We start from the raw sequence: 13,223 nt of genomic DNA, 5'->3' as shown, positions 1-13,223 counted from the left end.
CACAACACAAACTGATGAAAAAATATACTTATACAGAAAAAAAAGATACCCGATCTGGGTTTGGTGATGGTTTAACCGAGTTAGGACAAAAAAATCCTAATGTTGTAGCTTTATGTGCAGATTTAACTGGTTCATTAAAAATGAATGAATTTGCCAAAAATCACCCTGAGCGTTTTTATCAAGTAGGAATTGCTGAAGCAAATATGATAGGAATTGCAGCTGGATTAGCTATTGGAGAAAAAATTCCTTTTACGGGTACATTCGCAAACTTTTCAACTGGTAGAGTTTATGACCAAATTCGTCAATCAGTTGCTTATTCTGACAAGAATGTAAAAATTTGTGCTTCTCACGCAGGATTAACTTTAGGTGAAGATGGAGCAACACACCAAATTTTAGAAGATATTGGATTAATGAAGATGTTGCCAGGAATGACTGTAATAAACACTTGTGATTACAGCCAAACAAAAGCTGCAACTTTGGCTATAGCAGAGCATAAAGGACCTGTATATTTACGTTTTGGTCGTCCAAAAGTACCAGTGTTTATGACCGACCAACCTTTTGAAATAGGAAAAGCTATCCAACTTACCGAAGGTAACGATGTGACTATTGTTGCTACTGGCCATTTAGTATGGGAAGCTTTACAAGCTGCTGAACAATTAGAAGCTAAAGGTATTTCTGCTGAAGTAATTAATATTCATACTATAAAACCATTAGATGAAGAAGCTATTTTAAAATCTGTTGCCAAAACAGGTTGTGTAGTTACTGCGGAAGAGCATAATAAATATGGTGGTTTAGGAGAAAGTGTTGCTCGTTGTTTAGCTACTAACAACCCTACTCCACAAGAATTTGTTGCTGTAAATGATAGTTTTGGTGAATCTGCTACTCCAGATCAATTAATGAAAAAATACGGTTTAAACGATGAAGCCATAGTAAAAGCAGTTGAAAAAGTTATTTCTAGAAAATAAAAAAATATAAACAACTAAACAATAAATACATCACTTTTAAGGTTTAAAGTGATGTATTTTTTTATATAAAAGTAAATACTTAACTCAATTATAATAGTGTAAATTAATAACAATGAAAAAAGCAATTTTTATCTTATGCCTTCTAATAGGAGGCTCACAGTTAGCACAGAGCCAAATACAAGGAGGTATTAAAGGAGGTATTAACTACAATTCTGACTCTTTTTCTGATGTAAAAAATGATGTCTTTGATGGAGCAAAAAGCAAAACAGGTTTTCATGCTGGTGCTTGGTTACGTATAAAACTACCTGCTACCGGTTTATACATTAGACCTGAATTGGTATATACACAATTAAGTAACGAGGTTTCTTATGAACCTTCTGGTTTTACTGCCAAAACTACTACTTACGAAATTCAAAAAATAGATATTCCTGTTTTATTAGGCTTAAACTTTTTAAAAGTAGGACATGTTTTTGCAGGACCTTCTTTTCAGTATATTTTAGATTCTGATTTTGATATTGAAGATCTTAAACAAGTAAATTCTGATGGTTTCTCTGTTGGTTTACAACTTGGTGCTGGTGTTGAACTTGGTAAACTAGGTTTAGATGTTCGTTGGGAAAGAGCTTTGTCTGATACTGAAGCTGAATTTGTAGATTCTAATGTTGGAAACGTAATTTTTGATACTCGTGTAAACCAAATTATTATAGGCTTGTCATACAGGTTTTAAACATCTAAAATTTTAAGCATAAAAAACCGAAGTTTAATAAACTTCGGTTTTTTATATGTTTTTTTAACTCTAAAAAATATCTCTGTTTAGATAATCTGGTATTGTAGGCTTATTTGGATCACTAAAATCATTTGCTGGATTTCCATCTCCGTTTTTATCCTCATCTTTTGATAAAACACCATCACCATCATCATCGGTATCTAAATAATTAGGAACACTGTCTCCATCTGTATCATCATTTCTAGGATCACCATCACCATCAGGATCTTCATCAATTGAAGCAACTCCATCTTGATCATCATCTGTACCAGGAACCAAATCCCATAATTCAATGTAAAATAATAAAATTGAATTCGGAGCTATAGAAGTAGTCCCTCCATTTGCATAAGCTAAACCTGAAGGAATAAACAAAATTCCTTTTCCACCATTTTCATAGTTAATAGGCCCTCCATTAGTTACATTATTCCCTCCCTTAAAATGGACAAAACTGTGAGTCCAGCCTCTAATAACTCTATTTAAAGAAAACCAAGCAATATTATTATCAAAATCGGGACTTAAACTATCTTTTCTAACTATTCTTTGTCCTCTATATTTAGCATAAACAGAATCCATTACTGTTGGAAAACCTTTATCTACATCAGGAGTCCCAACGCTATTTACATAATAATACAACTTATAATTTATATCATTTTCAGTTACTTCTTTTATTACTAATTTATCATCATCAAATAATGGTGTTTTCCCACTAGTAATTGGCTTCACTGAGTCTAAAGCCTCATTATAATAGTTGTTCTTTAAAAATACAACTAGAGAGTCGTTATCAATTATAGCCTGTGCTTCATGGTCAAAATTGTCAACTACTGAGTTGCTATCACTACCACAAGCATACAAAAAAGTACCTATAATGGCAGTATAAAATAGATGTTTAAATTTTATCATTTAATTCTGAAATTTTAACGCGCAATTTACCATTTTTATACCTTTGTAAAAAATGAAACGATAAAAATTAACTTTTTATATGAGAATTGACAAATATTTGTGGTGTATTCGCTTATTTAAAACCCGTAGTATTGCCACTGATGCTTGTAAAAAGGGACATGTTAAAATAGAGGGTACTAACCTAAAACCATCAAAAGAAATATTTGGTAATGAAGAAATAACTATTCGAAAAAACCAAATTAATTATAAAATAAGGGTTTTAGACATTCCTCCTAGTCGTGTAGGTGCTAAATTGGTTGATTTATATAGAAAAGATGTAACTCCTAAAGAAGAGTTTGAAAAAACGGAATTACTAAAGTATTCCAAAGATTACTATCGTAAAAAAGGGGCGGGACGTCCTACTAAAAAAGATCGCCGTGATATTGACGATTATTACGATGATTCTAATAAAAATGATGTTAATTTGTAATCCTAAAGTAAGTTTAAACCAGCAAACAAAAATGACTGACACGAACAATATTATCTTAAATAATACTCAAGTTGAACAAAAAATTCGTCGAATAGCCTTTCAAATTTATGAAAGTAATAGTAACGAAACAAAAATTATTATTGCTGGTATTGCTGATAATGGATATTTTTTAGCAGAAAGAATTTCGAACATTTTGAGTGAAATTTCTCCTTTAGAAGTAACTTTATGTAAAGTTTCAATAGACAAGAGAAATCCTATAAGTCCAATTACAACCTCTATTAACAGTAAAGAGTACCAAAATAAAGCATTAGTTTTAGTCGATGATGTTTTAAATTCAGGAACTACTTTAATATACGGTGTAAAGCATTTCTTAGAAGTTCCTTTAAAAAGATTTAAAACAGCGGTGTTAGTTAACAGAAACCATAAAAAGTATCCTGTAAAAGCTGATTTTAAAGGAATTTCTTTATCTACGTCTATTAAAGAACATGTAGTTGTAGAATTTAAAACTAATGAAACAATAGCTTACTTAACCTAGTAACTCTTGTAACTCTCCTATTATTTCATAAACACTTTTATTATCAACTACTAATTTATATGTTGCTTGATTATAATAATAACTTCTTTCAAACAAGTGCTTAGCAACAAACTCTGCTAATTCCTCTTTATTTAAACGGGCTACTAGTGGACGTTGACTTTTTTCGTTTCTTAGTCTGTCTACAATTGTATTTATACTTGTTTTTAAGTATACAGACTTCACATTTTTAAAATTTAATAGCACATCCATATTTCCTGCGTAACAGGGGGTACCACCTCCCAGAGATAGTATAAAACCTTCTTCTTTTTCTAAAAGTTCTTTTAAAAATACATGTTCCTGTTTTCTAAAATAAATTTCTCCTTTCAACTCAAAAATATCAGAAACCGTTTTTCCTTCCCTTTTTTCTATATATTCATCTAAATCAATAAACGGAATATGCTTCTTTTCTGCCAAAAACCGTCCAATTGTCGATTTACCGCTAGCCATATACCCTAATAATATAATTTTCATAAACTAGTAATTAAGCAGTTACAAATATGGGTAAAAAATATTACAAAAAAGCTTTTCAGATTTAAAGAACAGTTGTATATTTGCAACCGCTTTCACAAAGAAGCAATGACCGGGTAGCTCAGTTGGTAGAGCATCTCCCTTTTAAGGAGAGGGTCCTGGGTTCGAGCCCCAGCCCGGTCACAAAAAGTTAAGCATATGCTTAACTTTTTTAGTTTATGCACGTATGGCGGAATTGGTAGACGCGCAGGCTTGAGGGGCTTGTTTCCTACGGAAGTGCAGGTTCGACTCCTGTTACGTGCACCAAAAAAAGCACAATACATTTTGTATTGTGCTTTTTTATTTCTGTAGAATTCAAATAATCTAAATTTTATAAAAAAAAACAAAGAGGCTAAAAAGCCTCCTTGTATTAAATACAAATAATTAATTTATTTAGTTTAAAATGTATGTATCATAATCTAAATAACAAGTATCTCCTTGAACAATGGTTCTTACACCGTTCCAAGTTTTATTATGAAAACCATCTCCTACTGTATAATTATCTACATACGGATTATGCCTTGTATAATCTTCCCATTTTTTTAAACTAAGATTATACTCATATTCATTAAAAGCCTTTTCTCCATCTCTATAAACATAACATCCAGAGTCACACTCCCCTATTACAGAAACTACCCTAAAACGTTCACCTGCTTTTGCTTTTACCATAAAATCAATTACTTTTCCATCAGCTACACTTCTTTTTTGGTTAAATTTATAATAATCTAATCCTACATGATCTTCAATTCCGTATCCCCAGTAAATTTTATTCCCTGTTAAATACCAAGTTCCTAATTCTTGATCATACTTTTCTACATAAAATCTACCAAAAAGCTCTCCTCCACTAGTTCCATGATCACTACCATATAGTGCCACATTAGTTGGGTCTACCCTTATCTTATCATAATACACTAAATCACATTCTTTAATAGTATATTCTAAATTTGAACTTACTTTGAAAGGTCTATTATCATATGTATAATTTACTTTATAAGAAATAGGATACCCTGGATTATCAACTGATACCTCTGCTCCTTCTTTCAAAAAGTCAACTACTCTATCTAAGTTATTAGCCATAGCAGCTAAAGATGATGCAATACCTGAAGTAGCATTACCTCCTAATTGTTTTACTTTAACAGTGGACTCACTAAAAATAGATTTATATCTTGCTTCTAATTCTGCATTTACTTGTGTTCCTACTGCTTTGTAAGCAAAATTTAATGCTGCTTCAACTTCTTTAGCACTACTACTTGATTCATAAATTAATGTATATAGTTTTCCATAAGTTACTGATTCTATATAAGAAGATGGATTTTGTTGATCTTCACTTACATTTAAGTAATCAGTAACATACGGTTTTAACCTATCGGGAGAAACATTGTTGTTAAACCATCCATTTTTTCCTATAATTCCTTCTTTAGGAGAAACTGAGGCTGTAAAAAAGCGTTGTTTTAAGGTAACCGCATATCTAGTTTTTTGAGTAGAGAAATCTACCCCAAAACTACCAGATACTTTTACACTAGGTCCAGAATATCCTGCATTTAAAGAAAGTTGAAACTGTTTTTCATCATGAATTCTTTGAATACTAATATCAAAGCTAGCAGGAAAATTAGCTTCACTTTTATAATATGCATTTAAAATAGCATTTAAATTGTCTTGAACTTTACCTGGTGTTGGTTCTTCAATGGTTCTTGAAGTAGAAGCAGATGTTCCTGACAACACATTAACTCTTACCTCTACTGAATTCCTGTCTTCTCCAAAAATTGGTATAGACACAGGAGCTCCTTCTTGTATAGATCTTGCAGCTACCAAATTACCAGGCCATAATAAAGAACTATTGGCATCTAGAATAAAAAAATCTGAATCTGTTTGAGTAAATGATATTTCTTTATTAACACAATTCTCTTCCATAGCTATTCTTTTAGCTTTAGAAGAAGTGTTATCATACAGTTCACTAATATTTAAATTATGAATACCATCAGATGTATCTGGTGTTATAAATTGAGCTATCTGCTCTTTACTAGAATTTATTTCAGAATTCTGAAATAAATCGTCTTTTTGACATGAAATAATTGAAAAAAGGGTTAATCCAAGTATTTTTAGATTTTTCATTTATTTATTTTTAAATTTAACATTGTACTAATTACGACCTCGAGGAGTAATTAAACATCCTTAAATACATTTTCCCTACTTTTTTATTTGTTTTTTTTTAATTATCACATACATTTTTATTGTTTATTTAAATTTTTACTAAGCAACAACACAATTCTTTATATAGTGATTAATTTCACAAATTATTAACGCCTACAAAGCCTATTATTCTTATTTTCGCCCTATGCAAAAACAAATATTATTCCTAGTAGCAATAGTGTTTAGTATATCTATTCAGGCGCAAGACAAACTAAAAGGACAAATAATAGACTCAGAATCTAAAAAACCTTTAAGTGCAGCTCATATTTTAAACCTTAATACTGTTGTAGGTACCATTACAAATGAGAATGGGCTATTTGACCTCGTTGCTCAAACAAACGATACTGTTTTAGTTTCTTATTTAGGTTATGCTTCTATTAAACTGAAAGTTACCAACGACCTTTTAAAAGGAAACGAAGTTGTTATATCTTTGGAAGAAAAACCTGAGGAAGTGAAAGAAGTTGTAATTAAATCAACAGAATTGATAGGTGTTTTAGAAGTCGATGTAAAACAAGTTCCAAAAGATCGTTTTACTAGAATCCATATTAATGGATTACCACAAACGTATGAAGTTGGAAGGCCTCAAAAAATATCTTCTCCTATAGCTAAACTATTGAATCCGGTTGATTTAGTGTATAACCTCTTTGGTAAAAAACCTAAACAATTAAAAAAACTTAAAAAACTTAAAAAAGAAGATGACTTGCGTAAAATGTTAGCAGGTAAATTCGATCGTGAGGTAATGATGGAATATTTAGAAATGGATAGATCTGAACTAAATAAGTTATTATCGGATTGTAACTATTCTGAATACTTTATAAAAAAAGCTAGTGATTTACAACTCATAGAAGCTGTTTTAAACTGCTACGAGAATTATAAGACAACAAAAAAAGGGAAAATAGAAAGAAATAGAATCCCTGATAAAAAGTAACTTTTTTGTTAAAAAAGTAGGGTAAGTGATATTTTATCTGTTATATTGTTTGATAGATTAACAAAAAACTCCTTTAAATAATGAGAAAAACTATATTACTATCTTTTATTTTTACAATTCTTTTAAGTTGTAGTAAAGATGATAAGATAATACCTAAAGATGGGGCTGAACCAGTAGATGAAGTTAAACTAAACAATAAAGAAAATAACTTTGTGTGGAAAGCCATGAACTCATGGTACAATTGGCAAGAAGATGTTCCTAGTTTAGCCGATAATAAAGATGATAACACTAATGATTATTACACTTACTTAAACTCATACAGTACTCCTAGTTCTTTATTTGAAAGTCTTAAACATGCAAACGATGACTTTTCTTGGTTTATAGAGGACTATGTTGCACAGCAGCAGCAATTTCAAGGAACATCAAAAACTTTTGGTTTTAGACCTAAACTAGTTCAAGTTGGTACTACTGATTATGTTGTGATGTATATTCAACATGTTTCAAAAAATTCTCCTGCTGATATTGCTGGTTTTAAAAGAGGTGATATTATAAATGCTATTAACGGAACTGTAATGACCATAACCAACTATAAAAGTGTTTTTAATGGTTATTATGAAGAAAATGCAGAGTTTTCTTTTACGGAGAAAGATGGAAAAACTCTTAAAGAAAAGAAAGCAATAACACAAGCTGTAGTATCTGATAACCCAGTACATCTAACTAAAGTTTTTGACAATATTAATGGTAAAAAAGTTGGATACTTACTATACAACGGATTCAGATCATCTTATAATGACGAATTAAATGCTGCTTTTGCTGAATTAAAGTCTGCAGGCATTCAAGAACTAATACTAGATTTAAGAATTAATGGTGGTGGATCTGTAGAAACATCTTCTTATTTAGCAAGTATGATACATGCAGAAGCAGATAAAGATAAATTTGCTGAATTAAAATTCAATAATAAACACTCTCAACAAGACTCTCCTTATTATTTTGATAATACTTTAAATGTTTATGAAACTGATGGGAAAAAGACTAGTGAAGAAGCTATAAATAGGTTATCAGGTATAAACAAGTTATATGTTTTAACCTCTGGTAGTACTGCATCAGCAAGTGAAATGATTATAAATGGGTTACGCCCTTTTATTGAAGTTAAGTTAATCGGTACCAAAACAGTAGGTAAAAATGAAGGGTCAATAACGTTATATGACTCACCTAGTAGTGATTACACTAATGTAAATGGAGCTAATTCAGCTCATAAAATGGCTATGCAACCTATTGTTTTTCAGATATACAACAAATTAGGTCAAAACGATTATGGAGATGGATTTGAGCCAAATATCTTAATTGAAGAATGGAAACATTGGAATAATATCTTACCTTTTGGAGACGAAAATGAAATAGTACTAAAAACAGCTCTAGACGATATCAGAGGAATAGCCGCTAAATCATCTTATGAGGTGAAAAGCTTTAAACATATTGATATAAATGTATCTACTAATAAATTTGAAAAAGAAATGTACATTGACCATCATTACTTTAACAAATAAGATTAAGACTATATAAAAGCAGCAAAATTTTGCTGCTTTTTTTATGCTCATATTTCATACAAAAGAACTAAATTTACACCTTTCAAAAAACACACACAAACACAACTAATAATGATTCATTTCTTTGGAAACGTAAACAGCAAGGTTTTTGCTGTTCAAACAATAGAAGAATTAACATCTGAAACAATTTCTAAATTAACTTGGTTATTTGGCAACCAACCGAAAATAAATGCGGCGTCTCTTGACGCCTTTTTTGTAGGCCCAAGAGCAGCAATGATTACTCCATGGAGTACCAATGCTGTAGAAATCACTCAAAACATGGGAGTTTCTGGAATTATCAGAATTGAAGAATTTAAAGCGGTAGCTGATGATTTTTCTAATTTTGACCCCATGATTTCACAAAAGTTCAATGGGTTGCATCAAGAAACATTCACCATTGATATTCAGCCAGAACCTATTTTAGAAATTGATGACATCGCAGCTTATAACGAGCAAGAAGGTTTAGCCTTAAACGATGAAGAAATTACCTATTTAGAAGAAGTTGCTACTAAAATTGGTAGAAAACTAACAGACTCTGAAGTATTTGGATTCTCTCAGGTAAATTCAGAACATTGTCGTCATAAGATTTTCAACGGAACCTTTGTTATAGATGGAGAGGAAATGCCTACTTCTTTATTCAAATTAATTAAAGAAACATCTAAGCAAAATCCAAACGATATTGTTTCTGCTTATAAAGACAATGTAGCTTTTGTTAAAGGTCCAAAAGTAGAGCAATTCGCTCCGAAAAGTGCAGACAAATCTGATTACTACCAAATAAAAGAATTTGAATCTGTTATTTCATTAAAAGCTGAAACACACAACTTCCCTACTACTGTAGAACCTTTTAATGGTGCTGCAACAGGTTCAGGAGGTGAAATTCGTGATAGATTAGCTGGCGGAAAAGGTTCATTACCATTAGCTGGAACTGCTGTTTATATGACTTCATATTCTCGTTTAGAAGAGAATCGTTCTTGGGAAAAAGGAATGGAAGAGCGTAAATGGTTATACCAAACACCAATGGATATCTTAATCAAAGCTTCTAACGGAGCCTCTGATTTTGGTAATAAATTTGGGCAACCTTTAATCTGTGGTTCTGTCTTAACTTTTGAACACGAAGAAGATGCTCGCAAACTTGGTTTCGATAAAGTAATCATGCAAGCAGGTGGTATTGGATATGGTAAAAAAGAACAAGCATTAAAAGATACTCCACAAGAAGGAGATAAAATAGTAATTCTTGGAGGTGAAAACTACCGTATTGGTATGGGAGGAGCTGCGGTATCTTCTGCTGATACTGGAGAATTTTCTTCAGGAATCGAATTAAATGCAGTCCAGCGTTCAAATCCTGAAATGCAAAAACGTGCTGCCAATGCTGTTCGTGGTATGGTAGAAAGTGATGAGAACTTTATCGTTTCTATTCACGATCATGGAGCTGGTGGGCATTTGAACTGTTTATCTGAATTAGTGGAAGATACAGGTGGAAACATCGATTTAGATAAATTACCAGTAGGTGACCCTACGCTATCTGATAAAGAAATTATCGGTAATGAATCACAAGAACGTATGGGATTGGTAATTGCTGAGAAGCACATCGAAACCCTAAATAAAATAGCTGAACGTGAGCGTTCACCAATGTACACTGTTGGTGATGTTACAGGTAATCATCGTTTTACTTTCGAATCTAAAACCAATGGAAACAAACCAATGGATTTAGCTTTGGAAGATATGTTTGGTAGTTCTCCTAAAACAATCATGACTGATAAAACAGTTTATAGAAACTACGCTGACGTAAATTATTCAAAAGAAAATTTTACCAATTATTTAGAACAAGTACTACAGTTAGAGGCAGTTGCTTGTAAAGATTGGTTAACCAATAAAGTTGACCGTTGTGTTGGTGGAAAAGTAGCGAAGCAACAATGTGTTGGTTCTTTACAAATTCCATTAAACAATGTTGGTGTAATGGCGTTAGATTATAAAGGTAAAGAAGGAATTGCTACTACAATTGGACACTCTCCTATTTCTGGGTTAATTGATCCTGAAGCTGGAAGTAAAAACTCAATTGCTGAAGCTTTAACAAATATTGTATGGGCTCCTTTAAAAGATGGTTTACAATCGGTTTCATTATCAGCAAACTGGATGTGGCCTTGTAAAAATGAAGGTGAAGATGCTCGTTTATACAAAGCGGTAAAAGCTATTTCTGATTTTTCTATTGATTTAGGAATCAATGTTCCAACAGGAAAAGATTCATTATCAATGAAACAGAAATATCCAAATGAAGAAGTAATTTCTCCAGGAACGGTAGTTATTTCAGCTGCGGCTAACTGTAACGACATTACAAAAGTAGTAGAACCTGTTTTACAACCAAATAAAGGAAACATCTATTACATCAACTTATCTCAGGATGATTTTAAATTAGGCGGAAGTTCTTTTGCGCAAATAGTAAACAAAATAGGAAACTCTACTCCTACTATTTCTGACAACAACTTCTTTAAAGCTGCTTTTGATGTAATTCAAAACTTAATTAAAGAGGAAAAAATTGTTGCAGGTCACGATGTTGCCTCTGGAGGGCTGATTACTACCTTATTAGAATTATGTTTTGCTGATGTAAATATAGGTGCAAACCTAGATTTATCAAGCTTAGATGAAGTAGACAGTATTCAATTATTATTTGCCGAAAACTCAGGAATTGTATTCCAAGCAGTTGATAATTCAGTAGAGCAAGTTTTAACTGATAATAATATTGAATTCTTTACTATCGGCTCTGTAACAGAATCTGATCGATTAAATATTAAAAATGGTTCAGATGTTTTTTCTTTATCTATTTCTGAATTAAGAGATACTTGGTACAAAACATCATACTTATTAGATCAAAAGCAAACGGCGAACGATTTAGCTAAAGATCGTTTTGATAATTATAAAAACCAACCTTTAAAGTATACATTCCCAACTCATTTTACAGGAAAGCTTACTGAAACTGTGGGTACTGTAACTAACAGACCTAAAGCTGCCATCATTCGTGAAAAGGGTTCAAACTCGGAACGTGAAATGGCAAATGCGATGTATTTAGCTGGTTTTGATGTGAAAGATGTTCACATGACAGATTTAATTTCTGGTCGTGAAACTTTAGAAGATATTCAATTTATTGGAGCTGTTGGAGGTTTTTCTAATTCGGATGTTTTGGGTTCTGCTAAAGGATGGGCTGGAGCATTTTTATATAATGAAAAAGCGAACACTGCTTTGAAAAACTTCTTTAAAAGAGAAGATACACTTTCTGTTGGTATTTGTAACGGATGTCAGTTGTTTATGGAGTTAGAATTAATCAATCCAGAACATAAGAATCATGGTAAGATGTTACACAACGATTCTAAAAAGCACGAAAGTTCATTTACATCTGTAAAAGTTCAAGAAAATAATTCAGTAATGTTATCTAGTTTAGCAGGAACTGAATTAGGAGTTTGGATTTCTCACGGAGAAGGGAAGTTCAATTTACCTGAAACTGAAGATAATTATAATATTGTTGCTAAGTATGGATATGAAGGATATCCTAACAACCCAAACGGTTCAGATTATAACACAGCAATGCTATGTGATAAGACTGGTCGTCATTTAGTAACTATGCCGCATATTGAGCGTTCTACTTTCCAATGGAACTGGGCAAACTATCCACAAGACAGACAAGATGAAGTTTCTCCTTGGTTAGAAGCTTTTGTTAATGCAAGAAAATGGATAGAAAATAAAAAATAGGTAGAATACTACATTCTCAACAACAAAAAGCACTCTGTAAACAGGGTGCTTTCTTTTTTTTTACAAAAGTAAACAATAAATTTTACGATTTACATTTGTTAATCATTGAATTATGGTAACATTTGTAATATTCTTCTTATTTAACTTCTATTCTACACACATAATATATTTATAAAAGCACTTTGAAAGGATATGATTAAACCTATAAGTAATTTAAAGTAGTTATAGAAGTATTATAAAGTTTAAAGCTTGATTCATATTTATTTAAATAAACTACCGCAGAATCATTATTATCAGCCTATAAAGTTACTTATTTGACGTTAAAGTCAGTTAAATAAGGATAAATGGCTATTTAAGCACATTATGTTTATTAAAAAAGAGAAGTGTTTACGTTTATAAACTCAACAAATTAAAAAATCAACTTAATTACAAATGTAACTCAATACATTTAACAAAAGAATAGAGTTTCTCTATACCAAACACTTAAAATACTGGTTTACAGAAATTTATATGTTATTTGTTAAAGTATTATGTAACCTTATTTTTGAGTTATTTTGAAAAACATCGAACTTTTATTGTATGTAATTGTAAAATAATATA

10 protein-coding genes and 2 tRNA genes are annotated in these 13,223 nt (G+C 31.4%); 9 read left to right on the top strand and 3 right to left on the bottom strand.

The annotated features are described in order from the left end of the window. The first annotated feature begins 14 nt into the window (after nt 1–14). Together MK851_RS10905 and MK851_RS10900 are read left to right on the top strand one after the other, a co-directional pair. Entirely contained in the window at nt 15–965 is a 951-nt protein-coding gene (locus tag MK851_RS10905; protein ID WP_320243875.1) for a transketolase family protein, read from the top strand. A 112-nt stretch (nt 966–1,077) separates the two neighbouring features. Beyond that, nucleotides 1,078–1,689: a porin family protein gene (locus MK851_RS10900; RefSeq protein ID WP_320243873.1), complete on the top strand. Its 612-nt coding sequence runs from the start codon at nt 1,078–1,080 to the stop codon at nt 1,687–1,689. 69 nt (nt 1,690–1,758) lie between these two features. Here the strand turns inward: MK851_RS10900 and MK851_RS10895 are convergent, their stop codons facing one another. After that, entirely contained in the window at nt 1,759–2,628 is an 870-nt protein-coding gene (locus MK851_RS10895; RefSeq protein WP_320243870.1) for a peptidylprolyl isomerase, read from the bottom strand. A 79-nt stretch (nt 2,629–2,707) separates the two neighbouring features. Here MK851_RS10895 and MK851_RS10890 point away from each other — a divergent pair, with 79 nt between their 5' ends. Together MK851_RS10890 and MK851_RS10885 are read left to right on the top strand one after the other, a co-directional pair. Beyond that, the gene (locus MK851_RS10890; RefSeq protein WP_320243868.1) at nt 2,708–3,097 is read left to right on the top strand and encodes an RNA-binding S4 domain-containing protein; all 390 of its coding nucleotides are present in this window, start codon (nt 2,708–2,710) and stop codon (nt 3,095–3,097) included. A gap of 31 nt (nt 3,098–3,128) precedes the next feature. Then, the gene (locus MK851_RS10885; protein WP_320243866.1) at nt 3,129–3,632 is read left to right on the top strand and encodes a phosphoribosyltransferase family protein; all 504 of its coding nucleotides are present in this window, start codon (nt 3,129–3,131) and stop codon (nt 3,630–3,632) included. Here MK851_RS10885 and MK851_RS10880 read toward each other — a convergent pair. Continuing rightward, nucleotides 3,624–4,142, bottom strand: coding sequence for a shikimate kinase (locus MK851_RS10880; protein ID WP_303508259.1), 519 nt, complete (start codon nt 4,140–4,142; stop codon nt 3,624–3,626). The genes MK851_RS10885 and MK851_RS10880 overlap by 9 nt on opposite strands. A 107-nt stretch (nt 4,143–4,249) precedes the next feature. Here MK851_RS10880 and MK851_RS10875 point away from each other — a divergent pair. Together MK851_RS10875 and MK851_RS10870 are read left to right on the top strand one after the other, a co-directional pair. Beyond that, nucleotides 4,250–4,322: transfer RNA gene (locus tag MK851_RS10875), tRNA-Lys, on the top strand. Between the two features lie 37 nt (nt 4,323–4,359). Further along, nucleotides 4,360–4,445: transfer RNA gene (locus MK851_RS10870), tRNA-Leu, on the top strand. Nucleotides 4,446–4,571: 126 nt separating this feature from the next. On the opposite strand, the gene MK851_RS10865 is transcribed toward MK851_RS10870, so the two are convergent. Then, nucleotides 4,572–6,290: a thiol-activated cytolysin family protein gene (locus MK851_RS10865; RefSeq protein WP_320243863.1), complete on the bottom strand. Its 1,719-nt coding sequence runs from the start codon at nt 6,288–6,290 to the stop codon at nt 4,572–4,574. Nucleotides 6,291–6,513: 223 nt separating this feature from the next. On the opposite strand from MK851_RS10865, the gene MK851_RS10860 reads away from it, so the two are divergent. The 3 genes from MK851_RS10860 to purL all read left to right on the top strand — a co-directional run bounded on the left by MK851_RS10860 (nt 6,514) and on the right by purL (nt 12,623). Continuing rightward, nucleotides 6,514–7,296 carry a carboxypeptidase-like regulatory domain-containing protein gene (locus tag MK851_RS10860; RefSeq protein ID WP_303508264.1) on the top strand — a complete coding sequence of 261 codons (783 nt, stop codon included), beginning with the start codon at nt 6,514–6,516 and terminating at the stop codon, nt 7,294–7,296. 80 nt (nt 7,297–7,376) lie between these two features. After that, nucleotides 7,377–8,843 carry a S41 family peptidase gene (locus tag MK851_RS10855; protein WP_303508268.1) on the top strand — a complete coding sequence of 489 codons (1,467 nt, stop codon included), beginning with the start codon at nt 7,377–7,379 and terminating at the stop codon, nt 8,841–8,843. Between the two features lie 111 nt (nt 8,844–8,954). Then, a complete protein-coding gene (gene purL / locus MK851_RS10850) occupies nt 8,955–12,623 on the top strand; it encodes a phosphoribosylformylglycinamidine synthase (RefSeq protein ID WP_320243859.1) in 3,669 nt (1,222 codons plus the stop codon). Nucleotides 12,624–13,223: the final 600 nt, after the last annotated feature.

This window comes from Tenacibaculum sp. 1B UA, from assembly GCF_033978845.1.
In the GTDB taxonomy this organism is placed as follows: domain Bacteria; phylum Bacteroidota; class Bacteroidia; order Flavobacteriales; family Flavobacteriaceae; genus Polaribacter.
The sequence above is the reverse complement of the archived record's forward strand: the minus strand, read 5'-3'. Positions and strand labels throughout refer to the sequence as shown.